We start from the raw sequence: 22,881 nt of genomic DNA, 5'->3' as shown, positions 1-22,881 counted from the left end.
AAAAAAATCTGACATTTGAGAAGTAGTGTAATTTCTACACCGCCTAAACGAACAAGGGCCAAGCAAAATGCCTGGCCCTATATGGAGTAAGTTAATTTTAATTAGTAATAATTAGAAATTAGTAATAAGTCTTGCATATCCAGCATCTGTCTTAGTATCTGCATTTGTTCCAGTACCAAGAAGATCTTGAGTATACGCTTTATCTTTTTGTTGTGTCATATAACCAAGAATAATTCTCATATCACTATCTACATCATATGAAGTAAAGATATGGTGACCAGTTGTTCCTGGAGTTGAATAGAAACCAATTGCATCAACATCAGCAAGACCTACTGTAAAAGCCTTGTCATCAGACTTAATAAATTCATAACCTACTTTAAACTTTCCAAAAGAGTAGCGTGCATCAAACATGATAACATTGCCATCGCTTTCACCACCGCTTGCATCTGAAAAGATTCCACCAAACGCACCAACAGTTCCTTTTGAGTCAACCTTAGTATTCTTATAAGTTAAACCTAGATCAAGTCCTGTCCCTGCAACGCCATTTAGCTCGAAGTAAACAACAAATGCATTATAGTCAAAGTAGAGGCTTGAAACTGGAGTTGGTTGCGTTGGATTAGGCGGTGGAGTTGAAATATCGACAGTGTAGTCAATAAAGAAATCATTAAATCCAACATACTGAGCGATGAAGTTGAAACGATTTGCCCAACCTAGGTTAAGTTTCTCGTAATCAACCATTACTGAGTACATATCTTCAGTTGAACTAACAGCAACGCCATTAAGGTCAGTAAATGAATCCTGACCTCCCATTGCTCTTTGATTAAGTGGCGTATAAATAGCTCTAACAGCAAGTCCACCACCAAGAACTTTTGTTCCATAAGTAAGGGCCATCCCATCTAGTTCTGCACCATAAGCAAGTTGTGGATAAGTCCCAGAACGTGCCGTTCCTTTTGTTAGGTGGAAAGAAGGTCCCTCAATCGTTGGTAGACGACCAATTGTGAAAGTAAAATTCTTATCTAATTTATAATTAATAAACGCTCTTTCTACATATAGCTCTGGCCCTGACTTCCCTCTTCCTGCAGAACCTGAATTAGAAATAACACTTGTCGAACTTTCTCTTCTTGCAAAATCGTTAAAGTATTTAGACATTGCGAGACGGCCATAGAAGTCTAACTTCTCACTTCTTTTTGAGTGAATATCAAATCTTGCCCAAAGTGAATATTGATCTTCATTGTAGTGACCATCTGTAAGCTTATCTTCTTGATTAAAGTAGTCATAACGAGCTTCCAACTCTCCTGAGAAACTCCAAGTGTTAAGGTCTCTTGATAGCTCAAGATCCTCTACTCTATCTTCAAGTGAAGATGCATATGCAGTTGACGAAAGAACTGCTAAAGCGATAATTGATTTTTTCATAGTATTAAATTTCATTTTTTGTCTCCTAAATTGATTAACCACCGATAGTAGATGAAGCGTCTTTACACTGAAGCGTACATCCATTTCCAACATCTACAGTCGCACCAGAACAAGTCTTAAACTTAATAACGTTCCCAGAACGCCCTGGAGTTGCCATGCTTTCAGCATCTGCCTTTGACTTCTTACATTGCTTTACTACTGCGTTGATAAAATCATCCTTTGCACCGGCGAATGCCGTCGGAGACAATAGTGAAATCCCTAATAGAAAAGGAAATATCCTTGTCATTCTCATCTCTTCCTCCTTGATCGAGAATTTGTTTGTCCTAAACGATTCTTAGAATTTTATTTATAAATAGAAAAAAATAAAGGGGGGTAAGCCGTTTTTCTTTAGATTTTATAAAGAAAATAACAATAAACAGCTTAATTTATTGACTATTAAACAATATATATTTTCGACAGTACCTAAAAATTAAACAGCTTCATGACCAAATGTCATGAAGCTCGTTTTTGAGAGACTCTATTATTAGGAAAGTTTACGATGGTATTTTTATTTGGTCTGGAATCCGTGTTCTTGGATTTTCGGCCACCAATAATTTCGTTTTGTAAGACTCCTAATATACTTTTTAAATTATCTGTTTCACTATTAAGGTCTTGTGCATACTGAAGCATTTTGGCAGCAATTTCTTGGTTATCACTTGCTGCTCCTTGCATTTGGTTCATAGCAGATGAAATATTTGAAACTCCAGACTCTTGCTCAGCTGTCGCTGAAGAAATTTCTTGAGACATTTCAGAGACATTCTTAACACCAGCAACAATCTCTCCTAGGGCTTCAGTACATTCACTTGATACTTTGATCCCACTATCAATTTTATGCTTTGACTGTTCAATCATCGCCTCAACAGACTCTTTATTTTCCTTTACGATTTTTTCAACATGAGCAACTGACTTTGATAAAATATTATTAATTTCTTCAGAGGCCACTCCAGACATTGCCGCAAGATTTCCAACCTCTTCGGCCACAACCGCAAAGCCTTTACCGTGCTCACCTGCTCTAGCTGCTTCCACAGAGGCATTAAAAGAAAGCAGTTTAGTTTGAAATACAATATCATTAATGACTTGAGTCTTTTCATTGATTTCATTAATAAGACTAACAATTTCAGAAATTTTCTCACTTCCTTCATTAGTTGTTTTTAAAACTTCATCATTTGCATCTTTGATATTATTCATTGAACTAACAACTTCATTAACTTTATTCTTTCCTACTTCAGCAACTTTTTCATTTGCCGTAGAGACTTCTACTGAATTTGCAGCATTTTGTGCATTCATCTTAACCATACTTGATAGCTCATCCAGTGTTGATGCCGTTTCGTGAATGGCCTGGGCCTGAGTTGAAGTTAATTCACTTACACGATGAGAAACTCCACTTAGGTTTTCGACGAATTTAATCGTTGACTCTGCTGATTTCTCTAAGCTTTCCACTACTCCCATAAGTTGGGCATAAAGACTCTTAACTGTTGCAAAAGAAACTGCTGAACATAGAACAAGTACACAAACAAGAGTCAAATAGAAGAGATTTTGAAGACCAACGACTTCTCCATAAGCTTGCTTTTCAGTCATACCAATCACAAGCTTCCACCCTACAGAGTCAAGAAACTTACGGTGATGAATTACTCCAAATGAATATAAGTACTCACTTTTATCACTTGATAGAAGATGTTTATGAATAGCAGTATGAACCTTTCCGTCCATCATTTTTTGTGCCATTTCATCATTTTTATGAAAGATTTTTTTCTTTAAATTATAATTACTAAAGTCATGAGGTTTTGCGTCCTTAGCTTCAAAACCCTTGTGATATGAGCTAATGATATTTCCTTCCGGGTTAACAAGGTGAATTTCCGCTGAGCTCATCCCATTAGAATTAAGTGTGCGATAAAGATTTTTCATCTCACCTTCAAACCAACGGCTTCCTACAAATGCACCAAGAACGGCAATTGGATCACCATATTCATCTTCTACAAGTGTTGAAAAGAATTGTCCCATTCTTTCTTCACCATAGATCTCTGAAATTAATTTATTTTGATGAACCTTTCCAGCAAAAGCACCAAAAATATTTTTGTCATAATTTTCTGTGTACTTGCCATTTGAAGTTTTTTGAAACCATATATCATTTTTAAAATCGTAAGACTTCAAGGGCGAAAGTTTTAGCTTGTTTCCAGCTGAATTAATTTCAGAATTAGCAATCAACTTACCATCAAGCCCAACAAGAAAGAGCATATCCGTATCAGGATAAAGTGTTACTAGTTCATTTAATAAGAAAGTCGAAGCTTCTGGATTCTTATCTTTTAAGTCTTTGTTTCGAGCAAATGATTGAATATTATTGTAATTCGTAAAGAAGAGCTCAGAAATAGAGTTTGTGATATTGTTATAATATAGTGCAAAGCCATCTCTTTTACTTTGCTTCTGATCTTTTATCCCCTTTTCAAATGGAATAAAAACCGCAGTCGTAATAAATAAAACCATACCAATTGAAATGAAGTATAATTTTTCTTTAAGACCAATCGAATACTTTGCTAAAAAATTAGAAAATTTTCCTTTAACAGACACTGTCATCTCCAAACCTAAATAAACCTAAATAAATCTTCGGATAGTCGATATTTAAACTTTAGACGATCTTTAGAAAATATGAATAATCATCTGAAATCATAAGAAACAATATTACTTTAGGTACAAAAAAAGCACGACCTTGGCCGTGCTCTTTTCAATATAGAATTTCTTAGAAAATTAATTAAGCTGATTCGATATCTTTCTTAGCTTCTAAAGTTGAGCTTGCTGAAGACTTAGTCTCTTTTCTTGGACCTTCTTCAACACGAGGTGATTCCTTACCTGCAATTGAAGCAGCAGTGATCACAACTTTGTTTGCCTTATCATTTGCTGGAACATCATACATTACTTCAAGCATTGTTTGCTCGATAATGGCACGAAGTCCACGTGCACCAGTCTTTCTAGTAAGAGCTGTTTGAGCAATTGCTTTAAGAGCTTCTTCTTCGAATTCTAGTTCGATACCATCAAATTCAAATAGTTTTTGATATTGTTTCGTAATCGCATTCTTTGGTTCCGTTAGAATTGAAACAAGTGCGTCCTCATCTAACTCTTCAAGTAGTGCGTTTACTGGAAGACGTCCGATAAATTCAGGAATTAATCCAAATTTTGTTAAGTCTTCTGCTTCAATACCACCAAGCTTTTGAATAACAGACTCTTCAGCATCAACAGTTTGTTTTGCAACAAGTCCCATTGGTCTCTTCGTCATACGTTTTTCAATAATTTTATCAAGCCCTACGAATGCACCAGCAACAACGAAAAGAATATTCTTTGTGTTAACTTGGATGAACTCTTGTTGAGGGTGCTTACGTCCACCTTTTGGAGGAACAGAAGCAACAGTACCTTCAACTAGCTTTAGAAGTGCTTGCTGTACACCTTCACCAGAAACATCTCTCGTAATTGATGGGTTTTCTGACTTACGTGCAATCTTATCGATCTCATCAATATAAACGATACCGCGCTCAGCTCTTTCAACGTCGTAGTCACATGCTTGAAGAAGATTAAGAATAATATTCTCAACGTCTTCCCCTACGTAACCAGCTTCAGTAAGTGAAGTCGCATCAGCAATTGCAAATGGTACGTTTAGAAACTTTGCTAGTGATTGAGCGATAAGAGTCTTACCAGAACCAGTTGGCCCAGCTAGTAGAATATTTGACTTAGCAAGTTCCACTGAATCATCTTTTCTCTTCGTATCACCGTGAGCAATTCTCTTATAGTGATTATGAACGGCTACAGAGATAATCTTCTTCGCACGATCTTGTCCAATTACATATTGGTCAAGGTGTAGCTTAATCTCGTGTGGCTTTGGAACATTATCAAGAGCGGCCTTAGAAACAGACTTAACCGTATCTTCATAAATGATTTCATTACACAATTCAATACACTCATCACAGATATAAACACCAGGTCCTGCAATTAGCTTTTTAACTTCTTTTTGAGACTTCCCACAGAAGTTACAAGAAAGTGAACTATTGTATGATCCATCTTTTTTAGTCATTCATTGTCCTTTAGTTTTAATTCTAAAATAGAATTATATCTTACTTCTTATTAGATTCAATAACACCATCAATAATACCTAGCTCAATTGCATCTTGTGGAGATAGGTAATTGTCGCGGTCAGTTGCTGCAACAATTTTTTCCATCGTCATATCAACTGACGAGTGCTTAATATAGATACCATTTAGTTGGTCTTTTAATGTTTGAATTTCATTTGCCTGAATCTGAATATCAGAACACTGACCTTGAGCTCCACCAAGTGGTTGGTGAATCATGATTCTTGAGTGTGGAAGTGAGTAACGGTGCCCCTTCTCTCCAGCAGTCAGAAGTAGTGATCCCATTGATGCCGCAAGACCTACACAGTATGTATAAACTGGGCAAGATACGTGTTGCATAATATCGTAGATACCAAGTCCAGCATAAACGCTTCCACCTGGTGAATTGATATAGAAATGGATTGGATCTTCTGGATTACTCTGCTCTAGAAACATCATCTGAGCAATAAGTAGGTTGGCAACTGTATCATTAACTTGTGTACCTAAGAATACAATTCGATCAAGAAGTAGTCTTGAATAAATGTCGTATTGTCTCTCACCTCTTGCCGTTTGCTCAATAACAATTGGGTTAGGTATATGTGCCTTTGGATCCATCATTTTTTCTCCCTAGATATATATTTGGACTCTTTTCCAATTAATTTGTCTATTACATTCAGCATTTCGGTGGGTTGGGACTATATCTTTAGATAAATATTTGCGATTTTCTGATTAAATTCCAGCTTAAGCAACTGAAATTATTTACTCTACTTTTTCCCTATTTTACAAAAAGATGAGCGAATTTTAACATTGCAGGTCTTGAATTTCCCCTACCCCTGCGGTTTAATTTAGCGCAAGAATTTATAAACTATTCAATAGTTATACGCAGAGAAAACAGGAGAATATTATGACTGAAACAGTTTACCCAACATCATTAGTTTCAAAAGCGGCACCAGAATTCAAAGGTAACGCAGTAGTAAATGGTGAAATCAAAGAAATTTCACTTTCAGACTTCAAAGGAAAGTGGAAAGTTCTTTTCTTTTACCCACTAGACTTTACATTTGTATGTCCAACAGAAATCACAGCATTTTCTGATAAGATTCAACTTTTCAAAGACCTTAACACTGAAGTTATCGCTTGTTCTGTTGATTCAGCTTTCTCTCACCTAGCGTGGACTAAGCAGTCAAGAAACGAAGGTGGACTTGGTGATATCAACTTCCCAATTCTAGAAGACCTTACAAAAGAAGTTTCTAAGTCATACGGTGCTCTTATGCCATCAGGTGACGTTGCATTTAGAGCAACTTATATCATCGATGACAACAACATCGTTCAACACGTTTCAATCAACAACCTATCAGTTGGTAGAAATGTTGAAGAAGTTGCAAGACTTGTAGATGGTTACCAATTTACAGCTAAGCACGGAGAAGTTTGTCCTGCAGGTTGGACAAAAGGTGCTGATACAATGAAGCCAGATCCAAAAGGATCACAAGAATATTTCAACAAGCTATAATTAGCGAGAAATATGAAGGCCCTCTAATGAGGGCCTTTTTTAATAATAAAATCCTACTCCGATTCCTAAGCGAGTGATACTTAGTTGTCGATAATCATTTTTTAATTCATGTCGCTTAGTAAAGATGTGATACCACATATTCTCGCTATATTTTTGACTATAGTTGATTTGATAGCGCTGGCCACTTAGCCCTCTTTGCGAATTTACAGACTGAGAAAAACTCAAATTAAAAACAAACGGTGTAATCAACTTTTGCGCAAAAGTTAAACCAACAGTTCCATAGTAAATACGCTTTGTTTCGACATCAAGAGTCCCTCCATTTAAAAGCTCTCCTGATTTATAGACATTGAATAACTCGTAATCCACACCACCGAAGAATCCTGTTGAATTGCGATGAGTATATGACTTATGTGCGTAAAGGCTTGCCCCAAGCTCTGGCTTTAGCTTTAAGTTATTTGAAAACGTGCTCCCACTATCACTTTCAACTTCTGAACCAACAAGGTAGGAAATGCTACCAAGGGCAACAATTGAAAGTTTTTCTATTGTCGTTGGAAAATAAGAAAGTCCAGCGGTTAATGTCATTGGCGAATTTTTTTGAGTTTTTAGAACTTGGCTAGACGTCTTCTCTTTAAACATTCCAAGGGAGGCAGAAGTTTGAATAAAGTAATTATGGTTATCCCCTTTAGACTTTAAAAAGAAGTCTAAGTCTTTTCCATATACTTGATTCGTATTTAAACCAATATAAAAAATAATGAGTGATCTCAAAATTCTCTTTTTCACGGGAGTCATAATACCAGAGAATTAGTTGTATTTTGAGGGAGGAAAAATGCGCTGATAACTAATGCATATTGAATCAAATTAGGATATTCTTAATCTGATTTTTTTACAGTTACGCTAGGAGATAAAATGGAATTCATTGATCAGATCATGCTCTATATCAACACTCACGTCCACATGGCACCATTCATAATTTTTGGTTTGCTACTCTTAGCAGGTTTTAATATTCCTATTTCGGAAGACCTTATGTTATTTACTTCGGCCATTCTTGCGGCCAAGAATCCGGAATATCTCTACCCACTTTTTATCGGTGTATTTCTTGGTGCCTACCTTTCAGATTTAATCTGTTACGGATTTATTGGACGCTACTTAGGGCCAAAGATTTTTGGTATAAAATTCTTTGCTTCAATGGTTACACCAGAGCGTCTTGATACGGTGAACGCTTTCTTTAAGAAGTATGGTGTTTTCACTCTAATCTTCGGTCGCTTTGTTCCATTTGGCTTTAGAAATGCCCTCTTCTTATCAGCGGGTCTAGGGCGTATGAATGCTTGGAAATTTGCTCTTTCAGACCTCTTGGCCGCATCAATTTCATGTGTGGTCTACTTCACGGTTTATTATAAGTTTGGTGAGACGGCCATTGAGTATATCAAGAAGAGTAATTACGTCATTGGTGCAGTAGCACTTGCAGTAATTCTTGGTATCGTCGTCTCAAAATGGAAGAAAAAAGACGTAAACGCCTAAAATCATTATAGTCAGAAAAAATTACAAGGCCCGTCAATTTGAGTTTACAGCACGGGCCACTTCCTCCATAATCCCGCTTGTTCACAAAAGTTGTGAAAAAAAATGAACAGTAATTGATTATTGGAGTACCGCTAAATGTTAAATTCAATCACGCAGAATAAAGTTATCAGTTTCAACGCATTTAAAAGCGAAAAAGCTAACCGTTGTGAAAGTACTGTTCAAAGAGATTATTTCTCTAAGCTAGACTTCTCTGCCCTAATCAATGAGACAAATTCTCTTGTTGCAGAAATCAACAATGATGACGTTATTAATAATGACCTACTTATTAAAGTTGACCAGTTAACAGCTGAGTTTAAAAGCCGCATCCTTGATAATGAATCGCCTATCGATAAGTATCTTCTAGCGACGATCAAGGATCTTAAGTATTCGATAAAAGCAAAACTATAGTTTTGTTCTTTATATTCTTCTCTTTTTATTTTTGTTTTTTTTGTTTTAAGGCCCGTCAAGTGATGGGCCTTTATTTTCTAGAGGGATTCTAGCGATTGGTAATCGTGAAGAACTTTCGCCCTAAGAAGTGGTAACTTCATATCAGAGTCGTAGCCCAGTAATGATGCCGTCTTTCTGAGATGTACAATATTGCCATTCTTCTTTGATGAATTCTCAAACTGAGTTAGAAGATAAATCATATTCTTTGAAAAGGTTGTTACATATGAGCGAATCAAGGCCATATTTCCTGAAGTGACGTGAGAAAATTTAGCACCAATCGATGGTAATAAGATTTTTTCAACTTCAGATAATCCATCAAATGAACGAACGACATCGACTTCGCAGCGAATAACTTCAATATCAAATGCACTATGATCAATACTGATTAATTTTTGAGAGCTTAACTTTGAAAACTCTGGATATTGAATAAGGGATACCATGGTATGAAAGCGCGTACTTGATGGTACGCGCCCCATATCGGTAATTAACATTCCACCTTCGGAAATATTAGAACAGCGGCCTTTTAAAACATAGTCATCACAAAGATAGAGCATCTCTTGATTTACAGGTGCTCTTAAATGTTGACGATTAGCTCTCGACACTCGCTATTCCTCTATTAAAGTAATTTTGAAGCTGTTTCAGAAAGCGCTGAACGCTCACCAACAGTTAACTTCGTATGAGAGATGATCTCTTCTGTTTTTAATCTTTCAACAACATAACTTAGTCCGTTGTTGATTTCATCAAGGTAAGGACTATCGATCTGCTGAGGGTCACCTGTTAGGATGATTTTAGTTCCCTCACCGGCACGAGTTACAATTGTCTTAACTTCGTGTGGAGAAAGGTTTTGTGCCTCATCAACGATTAGGTACTGACCAGGAATTGAACGGCCACGAATATACGTTAGTGGTTCAATGTGAAGTAGTCCGTGATCCATTAGATCAACATATGAAGAACTTGTTCCCGCTCTTCTTTGATCAAATAGAAAGTCCATATTATCAAAGATTGGTTGCATCCAAGGACCTAGCTTATCGTTAACATCACCTGGAAGATAACCAAGATCTTTCCCCATTGGTTGAATCGGACGAGAAACAAGAAGTCTTGAATACTTTTCTTGATTAATTGTCATTTCAAGACCTGCAGCAATCGCAAGAAGAGTCTTACCTGTACCGGCCTTACCAACAAGAGACACTAACTTGATATCATCATTTAGAAGAGCATCTAGTGCAAATTGTTGTTCCATATTCTTTGGATAGATACCCCAAACCCCTTCTCTCATTGGGATTAGAGGAACGATTCCTAATTTACTTTTTGAAAAACGCCCAAGAAGTCTTCTTCTGTCATTTCCTTCCTCGTGAACAACTAAGTATTCATTTGGAAAAATTTCAAGCTCTTCCCAATTTTCAAGTTGTAGGAAGCGATTCTTTTCATATTCTTCAAGCTTATCTTTTGGCAGTGGAAGAAAACGATAACCTGAGTAGATTTCCTCAAGCTTAATATCTTTCATTCCGTAGTCTTCAGCATTAATGCCTAAGATATCAGATTTAATTCTTAAGTTAATGTCCTTAGTAATCAGAACAACATCTTCACCCTGCTCTTTTAAAAAGATTGCTGAAGCAAGAATTAAATTATCATTAATTGTTAAATCAATTGTGTCGTGTTGATTATCAATCGTCTTATCGACAGAGATAATTAGGGTTCCACCATTGTCTAGCTCTACACCATCCATTAGTGATCCCTTCTTACGAAGATCGTCGATAATTCTTGAGAAGTAACGAGCGTTACGACCATTCTCATTCTGATCTTTCTTAAAACGGTCTACCTCTTCCACAACAACTAGTGGAATAAAGACGTCGTTAGGACCAAATTTGTTAATAGCATTAGGATCAAATAGTAATACGTTAGTATCGAGAACAAAGGTTTTACGTGTCAAAATGCCCTCCATGACATTAAGATTATGGGAGGAATCCTCTCTTAATTAAATTTTAAGTTATGGTAAAAAGGGATGTCAAAGAAAAAGGGCCGTTCACCTTTATGCGTCATGAAACTCAATCAAAAGCCTAAAAAATATCCATGGATGTATCAAATAAAGAAATAAAGATGAAAAGGCGATCACCTTTTGTCTCTTGATAGTTAGAACCAATTTCAACATTGTTAAATCCGGCCGTAATCGTAACAGGCCATAGGCGAATCTCAGCACCGTAATTGAGATAACCTTCTCCAAGGCCTGCAAAGAAGCCAAAGAAAGGAATATTTAATTGGGCCCCAAAGTGAATCATACGGCCAAATTCAAGGCCTTGATTAATCGGTTTTATATCTAGTGCGAGAGAGTAATCAAAAACCTTCCAGTCTTGCTTTACTGCTAGGCCTGTATTAACGGCCATTGCGATACGAGGAACTTCTCCATCACCTTCAGTCTTTTTAAAATAAGTATCTCCAATATCTAAGATGGCCATGGATGCAACAAACTCAGTATTTCCCCAACCATTGGCGTACTCAATTCCAATATCGTGTCCAGAGCCAGAGCCTTTAGAGAAACCAAATGTATCTTTGATTTCATCAATCGAGCCTAGGCCATTTTCAATCTTCGTGATGATATTCGTTGAGAAAATATCAAACTTATCACGTGTCCCCTCTCTCGTTAGATACTTGAACGAGTATCCAACAGACAGACGCTGACCTGTCATAATCTTCTTTTTCTGCTTATTTCGATCTCCACCAATTAGGTTAAAAGCGAAACCAGTAATGAAGCCTCGATCATACGAGTAATCAACATTGAAGGCAGGATTAACGCGATTTTTTAAAACAATATTGGCGCGATTCTTTGTGAAATAAGAAAATGAAAAGTGATGGGCCTTAATTGTTGAAAAATTTGATGCCTCTAAGTAAAGAGGATAACCCATAAGTTGATTTGCAATTCCAGCTGCATCACTTGGCAGATCCGTGAAGCGATCCATGTCATCAATAGCATTAGGCCCTGCAAATGTGAAATTGACTGGCGATATGTCGATATCGTAATTGGCCCCAAGACTTGCTGGATTATAGAAAATGGTAAATGAATCCTGATTGGCAAGTCCCATCCATGCATTTCCCATTAGTTTTGCACGAGGACTCTCCCCTAGAAAAAACTTTTCAAAGGCCATTGAATGAATGGCCAAAAGAGTAATGAATAGAAGCTTTAGCGAGTTCCTCATTACCTACCTTGAATGAAGTGTTTCAAATAATGCGGCCATATAGTAAGCAATTTGAAGTTCACTTCCTGTAAAATCAGTTACACATTGAGTTTGATTCTTTACTGTCACAAGACTATTAGAAAAGCCTTTTGGCGTAATCACATTATCGACAAAGTCTTGTCTTACAGCACTGATATCAGCTAAGAATGTCGAAAGATCAACATCAGTAATATCCCCTAAAGAGATATTTTCTAACACATCTAACAGATTATTAAAGTCTGTTACCATTGCGCAGGCTCGCTCTAAATGAAGGCTAGAGTCTCCATTAGTTAAGTCAACGCTTCCAGTATCTGCCCCATCATCACATGCACCAGTAACGCCACCAGCTTGAATATAAGCATCGAGATCAACGTCACCATAGAAAGAGTAAGCAAAGAGACATTCGTTAGTTCCAATCGTTCCCGCTCCCTTTGAACCGAGAGCATCTGAATTACCAAAGAAGGCCATGCTCATACCATTTCGAACAAAGAGCATATACATGAGAAATGAATTTATATCAGCTGCCCCATAACTTCCAAACGTCGCTTCACGAAGAGCGGCCGATGGATCCTTAGTCGCAGGTCCCATTCCTCCAGAGTACGTTAGAACTTCAATCGCCTCACCAAGGTAGTAGTAAGAAAGATCATCAATATCAGTCATGGCCTGGGCCATTGTAAAAGTTGACATTGAACTTAGAAGGTCAGCACCTGTTGTGATTTTTGTAATTTCATTTAGGAAGAATTCTGTAACAGAAAAGCCTGCTTTACATGCGTAAGATGAAGCAAGAAGCTTATAATAAGTGGCATCTCCACTTTGCTCTTTCATCGAAAGCATCTTCGATAAGGCTTTATCACAATCCCCTGATGACAAATGATCTTCGACAGAAAGATAACTTCTTTCTAACTCGATTTCTTCGTCAGCACCACATGAAGTGAAGATCGTGAGAGATGTTAAGAGATAAATACTGAAAACAATTAGCTTATTCACAGCTTAATTATCTCTTAACTTAGCCTTTAATTAATAGTGGGAATGAGATACCAATCTTTATAGCCTATTCTTGAGTTAAGTACTCAGCTAAGCTCACAATGGCGTCTCTAAAGTCCTCTTTTGGTAGTACCAGCGAAATTCTTGCACAATTTGGCAGTCCAAAGTCTCCACTAGGAACCATTGCCACACCTTTTTGCTCAAGAACTTGCTCACAAATCTCAACAGAGTAATCAGACTGATCTGTGTCTGATTTTTTGAACTTGTTAATTATTGGGGCACTTGAGAAATCAAAGAGGAAGTAGAATGCCGATGTTACCTGATACCAACATTTCTCCAATTTATACTCTCTAAGAACTTCTCTTAGAACTTGTGCATTTTCACGAAGATGTTTTTTTACTGGAGTTAAGTACTCATCGACATGATTCATATTATAGCGAAGAAGAGCACGTTGAATAAGTGAACAAGAACCCGAAGCTGTATGCCCCTGAATCTTTTTAACCGCATCAATAACATCTTCATGAGCAATACAGTAACCAAGTCTTAGACCTGTTGCTGCTAAGCTTTTCGAAATTCCATCAACAATGATTGTACGTGATAAAAGCTCACGATCATATTGATAGAAGTATGTTGGCTTTGGATCGTAGTAATTTAATTCGTAGTAAATTTCATCTGAGATAATAAAAGCATTTTCAAAAGGCTTCACAATCTCAGCAAATTGTTTCATCCACTTTTCATTATAGAAAATTCCAGAAGGATTATTAGGGCTATTTAAAACAATCGCCTTAGTCTTATCACTAATTAATTCTTTTAACTCTTCAAGGTCAGGTTCAAAGGCATTAAAGACAGATGCTTTAACTTCCTTTAGAACTCCCCCATTAAGAGAAATCATTTGTGGATAAGAAATCCAATATGGTGCAAAGACAATTACTTCATCACCTGGATCAACGATACTTGCAAAGATATTAGCAAGTACATGCTTTCCACCATTACCAACGACTGCTTTAAAACTATGATCAAACTCATCAAAACTAATTCCACGAGAAGTTTCAACGTAATCAATGATTTTTTCTAATAACTCGCTATCACCTGCGACTGGGCTGTACTGAAAGCTTTTAAGAAAGTCTAACTCTCCCCTAATTGACTCCACTAGCTCTCTTGGCGGGCGATAAGGAAGCTGACCTGCTGTTAGGTTGTAAACTTTCTTCCCTTCTTGTGCCATGGCAACGGCCTTGGCATTAAGTTTCAAAGTAATACTTTCATTAATTTCTTGAGAACGTTTAGAAACATTCATTAGATCTTCCCTTTTTTAGCAATCCAGTTATAAATTGTGTCTGGAACGAATTCCTTGATAACTTTTCCGTGTTTGTGAATCTCTTTTACTAGTGAGCTTGAAACATAGTAATTGTCTCTTTCTGTAATAAAGAAAACAGTTTCGATTTCTGGGTATAGTCTCTTATTCATCGAGGCCATTTGAAACTCGGCCTCAAAGTCACCAGTTGGTCTTAATCCTCTAATAATCGAGCCAATATCATTTGCTTTGGCATAATCGACGATTAGACCTTCCCACTTATCTGCTTTAATACGAGGCTCGTCTTTAAATGTTTCATTCAACATTTCAACACGTTCCTCAGCAGTGAAAAGAGGTTTCTTATTGCGATTGTGGGCAACAAGAATAATGACTTCATCAAAGACAGTTAATGACCTCATTAAAATATCTTTGTGACCATTTGTGAAAGGATCAAACGTTCCTGGATAAATTGCTCTTTTCATTGAGTACCTAATTCCTCTTATAAATTTAAATCAATTTTATACGACACCGGATTACAATGCAATTCTTGCAATATAACTCGTGCCTTGCTTGTAGACTTTTGAGAATGTAAGAGAATGTTTTTTTAAATCAGCTTCAAGAATTCCCTTTTGGCGATCAGACTCGATCCAAACCTCTCCAGAAAATGAAGATTCTTTAAGTAATTTGAGACATTCTAAGTAGACATCTTTTAATTCGTATGGCGGATCGATAAAAATATAGCTTTCATCGAATTCATCTGAAGTTGACTCTAAGTAAGACAAACTTGTTTTTAAGTATGCTTGTGCCTTTTGCTTAATTATCGACAACTCAACGGTATCTACTTTCTTTGAAATTTGTGCCTTATTCTTTTTTAAGACATTAAGAACTTTTGGATGGTCATCAACTAAGACGACTTTCTTTGCACCTCTTGATAAGGCCTCAAACCCCATTGCTCCACTCCCCGCAAAAAGATCCACAAAGAGACAATTTGTTAAGTCTTGATGAGCATCAAAGAATTTACGACGAAGCATTACACTCGTTGGACGAGTAATTGATTCAGGGGGAACAAAAAGGGCATGCCCTCTAGCATGCCCACCAAGTATATTTATGGCCATTTAAAACCTTTTAATTTTTATAACAATGTTAAGCGACTTTCTTCGCTTCATCGGCCGACGGAAGTGGAATATTAAAATTCGCTCCACCTTCGATACAGGCCTTAAAGCCTTCTTCAGTGATTGAGACGTCTACACCATTCATTGTTAGTGTAAAGCGGCCATCAACCACACTTAATGTTGCTTGTGATCCAGCGATCGTCAAGTTTACATTAAAATTCATATTACCAGCTGCACTAAAAGCAACTTCCCCACTGTCAGCACTTGTTGGTGCAACATGAGTAAAAGTTGGCGCAGGAGTTTCTTTAGGCGCTTGATTTATCACAAGTACGTTTTCATTGTCTTCATCTTTTATCATTGTTGTTTCAGGAGTTTCCTCCATCTCAAGAGTCGTCTCAGGCGATGCTGCGTCAATTTCTTCAAGATCCTTCATAATGGCATCCATTTCCTCTTCATCAAAGCCTTCCGAGAAAGCTTCTTCAAGAGTTGGAGCTGAATCCCCAGCAACAACTTCTTCGATATCTTCTTGAGCAACGATTTGCGCTGGCCCTTCATCTTCAGCAACAGGGTCAGCCTCTGCAACCATCTCATCTAAAGGATTAACCTCTACAACCATCTCGTCTAACGGATTTGCCTCGGCCACCATCTCATCTAAAGGATTTGTTTCAGCTACCATAGCATCAAGAGGGTTTACTTCTGCAGCAATTTCTTCAACTGGTGCCGCTTCTTCGACAGCTTCCATCACAGGTGTTTCCGCTACCGGTGCTTCTTCTTCAGTTTCAGCAACTGGCGCTTGGCCAAGCTCTCCCGATAATTCTTTATCGAGGCTTGCGAATTCTGCCATGATGTCATCTAATTCATTTTCAGAAAATCCAGTTTCTACACTTTTTGCTGCCGCATCTTGTGGTTTATTTCCAACCATATAAACTCCGTCTATTGATCCAATATCACTTGTGCTTTTCGACACAGATGACAGAAACTTTAAGAAATAAACAACTCATAAAAATCAAGTACTTAGATAGCCTAAGTCGAGAATTTCTATTTTTAAGCATGACAATATGAATGCCCATCGTTATATTTTACTACCAATTTAAAGACGCAACACACGACTTTCCTTACATAGTTTAGATTGTTAACCATCTTAAAGTTTTGAGGATTGTCTGATTATTATATGGAACAACAGGCGAAGTGAAAGATTCATCGTTTTCAGCTAAGAACTGGCTGATTAACAATATTCCTGAACCTAGTGCCGAGGCAGAAAGCCTTGAGGTACAAGCGCGTGCAGCATCTGCAGGCGGACCTACTCCTGTTCCATCAATCCAAAGCGGAGAATTCCTTGTTAGTGATCACATCATTCCTAAATGGCGTGGTGAAAGTTTATTAACTAAGGGAAGTATGAAGTTCAAAAAGATCGTATTTGAACTTTTTACTGAAGCAAAGACACAGGTTAAGTCTTTCAAGAACCGCAACCGCAGTCTTAAGCAATCACTTTTTCAAGAATTTATTGAATATACGACTCACAACGGGATTCACCCTGAGGGAGTTAGCGACTTTAATCAATTTTGGGCACAACTTGATGACAAGAACGGCCCAAGTTACGAGTGCATCCAGGACTTTTTAAAAGTTTACTGCCTTCGTTCTATTAGCGTCTATATCTTAAAGGTTCGCTTTCTAACTCAGTTGAGCTCTTTCTACTCAAAGACTCTTACTAAGAATGAGATTTTAAATCCAAACTCAACACTAAGTAAGATCTTTAAAGTATCAAGCTCTCGTGAATTATCGAGCCGTGCTCTTGGAACTAATGAATACAGCTGGTTTAGGCCAAATGAGAATTTTGGTGACAGTATTCTAGAGCTTAGCTCTATCCTTAAAGACCTTAACCCAATTGAGTTCTTTAAAGTTTTAAATCATGAAATTCCAAACGAGCTATCAGTTGTTCTATTTCACAATGAAACTGATAAGTACTCTCATGCTTTCAGTAATCGTAACTCTGGTTTAATGATTAATAATCTCTTAATTAATTTTCCAAAGTGGATTGAAAATCATGGTGGATACTTCAACTTTAATGCACAACCACAGTGTTTAAGTACTCTGTTTACAGGAAACTTCCTTAATTCTCTGACAATCTCTCACTGGATTGCTCAGGAGAATAACTCGACGGAGGCCTGGCAAGAAATTATCTGTCCAGAGTTTAGAGGCGATAACTATGTTAACGGGCAATACTTAAAGATATTCCAAGAAATTCAGTTCATGACTTTCTTAGTTTACCTTGCTCCAAGACAGAATAAAGATCCAATTTCTTTAATCGTTTCGCTTTTTAAACAGAAGTCGAATAAATCGAGAATCACAGCAAGTGGACAATTTGCACTACTAGATGCAACAGAGGTTCAACAAAGTATCTACGATAGAATACTTGTTAACTTAGTTAATATCCCTAAGAAGAACCCACACCACTACCTCATTACAAATATTATGCAAAATGGGGAGCATCTTTCTAATAGTGGTTATATGTACGTCTTCTCTAACCAGAAGCTCTTCGTTCCTTCTCATGCAGCAAAGAACGAAGCACTATTTAAGCAGTACAAGCTACTAATGCGTTTTAACCTAGAAGGTCTTAAAGGTAAGGGTGAAATCCCTCGCTACTTCTATATCTTCTCAAAGCGCGTTGTTGAAAATAAATTAGATATCTTTGGTAATCCTGATGTAAACTCGACTCTTCTTAAAGAGTCATGCCTATCTGTGAATATGAATGGTGACCTAACTCACTTCTCTAAATTTGATTTCTTCGTTGAAGAAATTGATAAATTATTTGCAAATAAGAAGGCCATTGATGCTCCACTTTTCTCAAATGAGACAAAGTGTGGACTATCATTTGAATTCCACCAGGATGCTATCCTAAATGGAAAGCTTCTAAGTAATAATAGCGAAAGTGATAAGATCACTCACCCACAATACTTTAAGAACCTAACAAAGAGCTGTATTCCTTTTGATCAGTTTTTCAGTGTAGAGTCCCTTTCAAATTATCGTGAAGATGAGAATTATGATCTCTTAGGTTTCAACTTAAACCCACAAGAGCGCTACCCATATCTTCTAATCGTCGATTTCACGAATGAGAATGATATCAAACTTGAGCTAACGACAATTGATTCACTGAAGGCGAAGATTGAGGAGTATGGTAATGCTTACTTCCAATACTTTGGACTTCTTCCTAAGATCTCAAACCTAAATATCAATTTATTTAGAGAGTTCTTTAAGACAACAATTGGTAAACAAATTACTCAACTTACTTTTAATGGTGGACTGAAGAAAACTAAGGCAAAGCTAAATGCCATGTTGATTCCAAAATTCCTAGAGAAGACGGAATTCTTACCAAACCACCATATCGAGTCTCTTCAAGATATCACTCTTTCAAAAGAAGATATTCTAAAGACTGACTTCTCAGTATATACACAGAGGCTTGCATCTAAGGTCGATACAATCAACCTACTTGCTAAGCGCTGGCCATGGCACACAAGCTGTATCCTTTCTCACCTGAAAATCCTTATTGGTAATTACCGTGACCAGGTAAATAGTGGAAAGGTTCAGATGAAGTACGATTACTCTTCTAGTGCCCTTATTGGAAAGATTGTCGCTCTACCTAAGACACCAATCTATCCAAATAATCAGGATATTTATCTTGAAACTCTAATTAGTGAAAGAAGTGATATTCACCTTCCACTAACAAGTGCAATTTTTGAAAAATCTGAACACACTACAAAGCTTAGACTAATCTCTAATGATACTGAAGTTCTGAACCTACACGGTGAACTTCAACTTCTACAATTTATCCAGTTTATTCTTTCAAGTGCTGTTGGAACTCCAATTTCAACAATTATTCAATCACTTGAAGTACCTGCTGCAAAAGAATTAAACTCACTTCTTGCTGAGCAAGATCAAGTTGCTCAAAACGTAAATGAGACTTTTGCTCTTATTAATAACACCCTAAACAATATCATTATTGGTCAAATAAATAATTAGTGATATCATAGACTTATGCAATTGAAAGTCGATGAGACTCACAGGAGTATCTACCGCTATTTTAAAAATAAGGCCAACTCTCTTGAAGGAGAGCCCACGCCTCTACTAAAGAAATACCGACAAGATCAACAGCGCTATGCTCGCCGCGAGTTTCAAAAATCAAGCGTGAGTCAATTATATGATTCAATTGATACCTCAGATATCATCTATCTTGGAGACTTTCATACTTTTGATCAAAGCACGAGAAATCTCGAGCGCATCATTCGCATCCTAGCAAAGAGTGATTATCAATTTGCCATTGGTGTGGAGTTCATTCATATCAATCATCAATTCTATATTGATTCTTACCTTAAAGGGGCAATCACCGAGCTTGAGTTCCTGGAGTCTATTAACTACAAAAACTCTTGGCGCTTTCCTTGGACCTTCTACAAGATCTTCTTCGACCTTGCTAAGGAACACAATATTTCAATTCTTGCTCTTAATACTAAAGGCAATCTTGAAACCAGAGATAAGAAGGCCGCAAAGAAAATTGCAACTTATCACAAGGAAAACCCAGAACATAAGCTACTCATTCTCTTTGGTGAGCTTCACATCGTTCCCAATAAGTTGCCGCAAAAAGTTTTTGACCTGGCCAATAAAGATGTCGTTCAAACGATAATTCATCAAAACACAGATGAAGTTTATTGGAAGCTTGTTGAAACGAATAAGCTTAGATCTGACCAAATTGTTAAGTATAATATGCGAGAATTCGTTCTTGTAAACTCTCCACCGTGGCTTAAGTATGAATCCCAAATTTATTGGTATGAGCACTTGGCCGATGATCCTGAGTTTGATATTCACGAGTATATTATTGAAACAGGAACACTTAAGTTCTCAGATAATATCTTTGATAACTTTGCTTACTTTTGCCACGAGATCAATAACACCCTTAATCTTGATATTCCAATTGGCGAGATAGAAGACTTTAGAATCTTTGATCAACAAAGCATAAAGAGAGTTAAGAACACAATTGGTAAGCTTAAGTCAAAGAAGGCCATTGGCTTTTATAATAAGCTACTTGAACATGGTAAGACGTTTAAGCTTCCATGTAAGAAGGCCTACTACTGCTCAAGTTATTCCATAAATCGAATCTCTTACTTAGCAGGAATTCATATTCACCAATCAAAGCTAAAAATTCCAGAAAAGGAAATTGTGGGCTTCTTTAACAAAAGAGATCGAACAAATTTATTCGTCTACCTTGTCCATAATTATATTAGCGCGTATTTTTGCTCAAAACTCTTTAATCCGTATCGAAAGTGCAATATGTATAAGGACTTTCAATACATGGCCCGCCACAATAAACAAGTTAAGAAGACTGACAAGATGGTCTTTAAGGCATGTTTAAAACTTTGTAATAAAAGGGTCAATGTGAATGAAGAGCTTAAGGGACTAAACCTCTACCAGCTTCACAAGGCCTCCCGAAAAGTATCCCACATGCTGGCCGACATTATCTTCGACTATTATTTTGCAGCCAATAGAGTTGAGTATAAAGATGTATACAGGCTTGTAGCATCCGATGATTACTCAAACGAAAACTATCAAGGCCTGTTAAATGAAATTGGAAATTTAGTAGAAATTAAAAAACTTAAAAAACGCGAATTCTAATTACATTAGTCTTTGCATAATCTCGCGCTTAGTACCCTTTTCAATACGAGTAACTTTCTTAGAAGTATCTTCCTTGGCTTCTTCAGTCACCTTTTCAACACTTTCTACTTCAACAGCAGGAGCGGCAACAACAACATCTTTTGTCTTAAAGATTAACTTGTACTTACGCCCAACTGGTTGTAGATCGTCGTTATAAAGATTTGCAAGCTCTAGACGTCCTGAAATATCTTTAAGTAGTTCTCTTACAATTTGTACCGATGTTTCAAGCTCAGTTGAGTTTTTACTCTCTCCGTATGATGAGATACTTAGGTAGTAAATTGCTCCAAGAGTCTTACCTTGAACTTCAATTGTTCTCTTATCTTCATCAGCATTGATTGAGTTCTTAGCTGCATCTAAAAGAATATTATATTGAATCTGCTCAATTGTTTCTCTCTCACCAATGATTTCTTTTTCATTAGTATCAATTTTAAATTCGATTCCCTGCTCTTTGTACTGATCTTGTACTTTACAAGCGATGAAACGATTTACCGATGAGATTTCACAACTTTGCACCATTGGTACATTTGTTTCATTCTCACCACTTTCATTTGATTCACTCATTGACCAAATTTGATCTGCAACTTGCTTTGCATCTTGATCATCGTCAGAAAGAACCATCCCAAAAGTTTTATTTTCGTTAGAAGAGATCGTTGCCTTTCTCTTCTCTCTTTTGAAATTTTGTTTTTGTGCAGAATAAAGCTTCGAGCAATGCTTCATCTCATTAAGTTCTAGTGCATTAATAATAACACTTTCAATCTCGTCAAAATTATCTTCTTGATTAAGCATAAGTAAACTTAAAGCTTCATCTTCAAGTTCCTTTCTTCTTTGCATAACAATTTTCTTAAAGATTAATTCCCATGCAAAAGTAAATAGGAAAACTCCTGCTACAAGAGCAAGTGAGATTTTAATATTTGAAAGTGAATTAGAAATTGTTTCAAAGTGATTCTCAATAAGAATTGAGCCCGCATCAGCTGCATCTTCAAATTGAGAGAATTTTTCATCAACATTACTAGAGAAATTCTTATCAGTAACAGAGAATCCCTTCCCTGTACTTCTTAAGCTCTCATGAAACCAGTGTACGTTTGAGCTAACTGTATTAAATTTTTTAACGATAGCTGATGAGAATTTTCCATACTCAGTCATTAGGTCTGAAACTTGTGCGAAACATTCTCCAGTTTGCGCCGTAAAGTTGCTATCAAGATATGTTGAATTCATATCCCCTGCTACTGCGGCCGTGTAGGTCTGCTGAACTCTCGTGCTACAAATTTGAATTCCATTTTGAATTGTTGAAACCAGTTTATAACTATTTGATACACCACTTAGCATATAAGCAATGACTAAAATTGAGACAGAAGATAGACCTAATATTCCTAATCTCACCTTTGAAAATTTGTATTGAACTGGTTTACTCATCCATAAGTCCTTAAAATTACGTAATTCATTTACTATTGCGCCACCTAGCACACTTTAATTCTACCTATTCATTGCGCTAGAATAAAGAGTAGACAAATTTTACCAGTTTAAAGGAGAT

Annotated in this window: 20 protein-coding genes; 5 read left to right on the top strand and 15 right to left on the bottom strand. The window is 36.8% G+C overall.

The features are described 5' to 3' along the window. Nucleotides 1-111 precede the first annotated feature (111 nt). From ABMA79_RS01655 to ABMA79_RS01635, 5 genes are all read right to left on the bottom strand, one after another. Entirely contained in the window at nucleotides 112-1,428 is a 1,317-nt protein-coding gene (locus ABMA79_RS01655) for a DUF3373 family protein (protein ID WP_393089699.1), read from the bottom strand. 19 nt (nucleotides 1,429-1,447) lie between these two features. Then, nucleotides 1,448-1,705, bottom strand: coding sequence for a hypothetical protein (locus ABMA79_RS01650; protein WP_393089696.1), 258 nt, complete (start codon nucleotides 1,703-1,705; stop codon nucleotides 1,448-1,450). Between the two features lie 200 nt (nucleotides 1,706-1,905). Continuing rightward, complete coding sequence (locus tag ABMA79_RS01645) at nucleotides 1,906-4,017, bottom strand: methyl-accepting chemotaxis protein (protein ID WP_393089693.1); 2,112 nt, start codon at nucleotides 4,015-4,017, stop codon at nucleotides 1,906-1,908. 181 nt (nucleotides 4,018-4,198) lie between these two features. Continuing rightward, nucleotides 4,199-5,509 carry an ATP-dependent Clp protease ATP-binding subunit ClpX gene (gene clpX / locus ABMA79_RS01640; protein ID WP_392856974.1) on the bottom strand — a complete coding sequence of 437 codons (1,311 nt, stop codon included), beginning with the start codon at nucleotides 5,507-5,509 and terminating at the stop codon, nucleotides 4,199-4,201. A gap of 40 nt (nucleotides 5,510-5,549) precedes the next feature. Further along, on the bottom strand, nucleotides 5,550-6,161 hold the full coding sequence (locus ABMA79_RS01635) for an ATP-dependent Clp protease proteolytic subunit (protein WP_021266245.1): 612 nt from the start codon (nucleotides 6,159-6,161) through the stop codon (nucleotides 5,550-5,552). Between the two features lie 286 nt (nucleotides 6,162-6,447). Between ABMA79_RS01635 and ABMA79_RS01630 the strand changes: the two genes are divergently transcribed. Beyond that, entirely contained in the window at nucleotides 6,448-7,050 is a 603-nt protein-coding gene (locus ABMA79_RS01630) for a peroxiredoxin (RefSeq protein ID WP_393089691.1), read from the top strand. A 39-nt stretch (nucleotides 7,051-7,089) separates the two neighbouring features. Here the strand turns inward: ABMA79_RS01630 and ABMA79_RS01625 are convergent, their stop codons facing one another. After that, the gene (locus ABMA79_RS01625; RefSeq protein ID WP_392856978.1) at nucleotides 7,090-7,830 is read right to left on the bottom strand and encodes a hypothetical protein; all 741 of its coding nucleotides are present in this window, start codon (nucleotides 7,828-7,830) and stop codon (nucleotides 7,090-7,092) included. Between the two features lie 126 nt (nucleotides 7,831-7,956). Between ABMA79_RS01625 and ABMA79_RS01620 the strand changes: the two genes are divergently transcribed. Next, on the top strand, nucleotides 7,957-8,568 hold the full coding sequence (locus ABMA79_RS01620; RefSeq protein ID WP_392856980.1) for a DedA family protein: 612 nt from the start codon (nucleotides 7,957-7,959) through the stop codon (nucleotides 8,566-8,568). A 135-nt stretch (nucleotides 8,569-8,703) separates the two neighbouring features. Next, entirely contained in the window at nucleotides 8,704-9,015 is a 312-nt protein-coding gene (locus ABMA79_RS01615; RefSeq protein ID WP_392856983.1) for a hypothetical protein, read from the top strand. 77 nt (nucleotides 9,016-9,092) lie between these two features. Here the strand turns inward: ABMA79_RS01615 and ABMA79_RS01610 are convergent, their stop codons facing one another. From ABMA79_RS01610 to ABMA79_RS01575, 8 genes are all read right to left on the bottom strand, one after another. Continuing rightward, nucleotides 9,093-9,656 (bottom strand): PilZ domain-containing protein, encoded by a 564-nt coding sequence (locus ABMA79_RS01610; RefSeq protein WP_392856988.1) that lies wholly within the window; start codon nucleotides 9,654-9,656, stop codon nucleotides 9,093-9,095. A 14-nt stretch (nucleotides 9,657-9,670) separates the two neighbouring features. Then, nucleotides 9,671-10,996: a PhoH family protein gene (locus ABMA79_RS01605; protein ID WP_393089688.1), complete on the bottom strand. Its 1,326-nt coding sequence runs from the start codon at nucleotides 10,994-10,996 to the stop codon at nucleotides 9,671-9,673. A gap of 115 nt (nucleotides 10,997-11,111) precedes the next feature. Further along, complete coding sequence (locus ABMA79_RS01600; protein ID WP_393089685.1) at nucleotides 11,112-12,245, bottom strand: hypothetical protein; 1,134 nt, start codon at nucleotides 12,243-12,245, stop codon at nucleotides 11,112-11,114. Between the two features lie 3 nt (nucleotides 12,246-12,248). Further along, complete coding sequence (locus tag ABMA79_RS01595; RefSeq protein WP_393089682.1) at nucleotides 12,249-13,250, bottom strand: hypothetical protein; 1,002 nt, start codon at nucleotides 13,248-13,250, stop codon at nucleotides 12,249-12,251. 64 nt (nucleotides 13,251-13,314) lie between these two features. Next, a complete protein-coding gene (locus tag ABMA79_RS01590) occupies nucleotides 13,315-14,541 on the bottom strand; it encodes a pyridoxal phosphate-dependent aminotransferase (protein WP_393089679.1) in 1,227 nt (408 codons plus the stop codon). Then, nucleotides 14,541-15,020: a pantetheine-phosphate adenylyltransferase gene (coaD, locus tag ABMA79_RS01585; protein ID WP_103216480.1), complete on the bottom strand. Its 480-nt coding sequence runs from the start codon at nucleotides 15,018-15,020 to the stop codon at nucleotides 14,541-14,543. The genes ABMA79_RS01590 and coaD overlap by 1 nt, the downstream gene beginning before the upstream one ends. Nucleotides 15,021-15,071: 51 nt before the next feature. Further along, on the bottom strand, nucleotides 15,072-15,653 hold the full coding sequence (locus tag ABMA79_RS01580) for an RsmD family RNA methyltransferase (RefSeq protein ID WP_392911326.1): 582 nt from the start codon (nucleotides 15,651-15,653) through the stop codon (nucleotides 15,072-15,074). Between the two features lie 28 nt (nucleotides 15,654-15,681). After that, a complete protein-coding gene (locus ABMA79_RS01575; protein WP_393089676.1) occupies nucleotides 15,682-16,572 on the bottom strand; it encodes a hypothetical protein in 891 nt (296 codons plus the stop codon). A 266-nt stretch (nucleotides 16,573-16,838) separates the two neighbouring features. On the opposite strand from ABMA79_RS01575, the gene ABMA79_RS01570 reads away from it, so the two are divergent. Together ABMA79_RS01570 and ABMA79_RS01565 are read left to right on the top strand one after the other, a co-directional pair. Continuing rightward, on the top strand, nucleotides 16,839-19,667 hold the full coding sequence (locus tag ABMA79_RS01570; RefSeq protein WP_393089673.1) for a hypothetical protein: 2,829 nt from the start codon (nucleotides 16,839-16,841) through the stop codon (nucleotides 19,665-19,667). Nucleotides 19,668-19,682: 15 nt separating this feature from the next. Continuing rightward, a complete protein-coding gene (locus ABMA79_RS01565; RefSeq protein WP_393089670.1) occupies nucleotides 19,683-21,311 on the top strand; it encodes a ChaN family lipoprotein in 1,629 nt (542 codons plus the stop codon). Here the strand turns inward: ABMA79_RS01565 and ABMA79_RS01560 are convergent, their stop codons facing one another. After that, on the bottom strand, nucleotides 21,312-22,763 hold the full coding sequence (locus ABMA79_RS01560) for a hypothetical protein (RefSeq protein ID WP_392857006.1): 1,452 nt from the start codon (nucleotides 22,761-22,763) through the stop codon (nucleotides 21,312-21,314). It abuts the gene before it with no gap. Nucleotides 22,764-22,881: the final 118 nt, after the last annotated feature.

The sequence above is a fragment of the Halobacteriovorax sp. HFRX-2_2 genome, assembly GCF_043196705.1.
Classification (GTDB): Bacteria; Bdellovibrionota; Bacteriovoracia; order Bacteriovoracales; family Bacteriovoracaceae; genus Halobacteriovorax_A.
This window is presented reverse-complemented; position numbering and strand designations above follow the sequence as displayed.

Bases quoted from the DNA above. Each gene is read 5' to 3' on its own strand.
- ABMA79_RS01655 (WP_393089699.1), bottom strand. From the start codon at position 1,428: ATGAAATTTAATACTATGAAAAAATCAATTATCGCTTTAGCAGTTCTT.
- ABMA79_RS01650 (WP_393089696.1), bottom strand. From the start codon at position 1,705: ATGAGAATGACAAGGATATTTCCTTTTCTATTAGGGATTTCACTATTG.
- clpX (WP_392856974.1), bottom strand. From the start codon at position 5,509: ATGACTAAAAAAGATGGATCATACAATAGTTCACTTTCTTGTAACTTC.
- ABMA79_RS01635 (WP_021266245.1), bottom strand. From the start codon at position 6,161: ATGATGGATCCAAAGGCACATATACCTAACCCAATTGTTATTGAGCAA.
- ABMA79_RS01630 (WP_393089691.1), top strand. From the start codon at position 6,448: ATGACTGAAACAGTTTACCCAACATCATTAGTTTCAAAAGCGGCACCA.
- ABMA79_RS01620 (WP_392856980.1), top strand. From the start codon at position 7,957: ATGGAATTCATTGATCAGATCATGCTCTATATCAACACTCACGTCCAC.
- ABMA79_RS01615 (WP_392856983.1), top strand. From the start codon at position 8,704: ATGTTAAATTCAATCACGCAGAATAAAGTTATCAGTTTCAACGCATTT.
- ABMA79_RS01605 (WP_393089688.1), bottom strand. From the start codon at position 10,996: ATGGAGGGCATTTTGACACGTAAAACCTTTGTTCTCGATACTAACGTA.
- ABMA79_RS01600 (WP_393089685.1), bottom strand. From the start codon at position 12,245: ATGAGGAACTCGCTAAAGCTTCTATTCATTACTCTTTTGGCCATTCAT.
- ABMA79_RS01590 (WP_393089679.1), bottom strand. From the start codon at position 14,541: ATGAATGTTTCTAAACGTTCTCAAGAAATTAATGAAAGTATTACTTTG.
- coaD (WP_103216480.1), bottom strand. From the start codon at position 15,020: ATGAAAAGAGCAATTTATCCAGGAACGTTTGATCCTTTCACAAATGGT.
- ABMA79_RS01580 (WP_392911326.1), bottom strand. From the start codon at position 15,653: ATGGCCATAAATATACTTGGTGGGCATGCTAGAGGGCATGCCCTTTTT.
- ABMA79_RS01575 (WP_393089676.1), bottom strand. From the start codon at position 16,572: ATGGTTGGAAATAAACCACAAGATGCGGCAGCAAAAAGTGTAGAAACT.
- ABMA79_RS01565 (WP_393089670.1), top strand. From the start codon at position 19,683: ATGCAATTGAAAGTCGATGAGACTCACAGGAGTATCTACCGCTATTTT.
- ABMA79_RS01560 (WP_392857006.1), bottom strand. From the start codon at position 22,763: ATGAGTAAACCAGTTCAATACAAATTTTCAAAGGTGAGATTAGGAATA.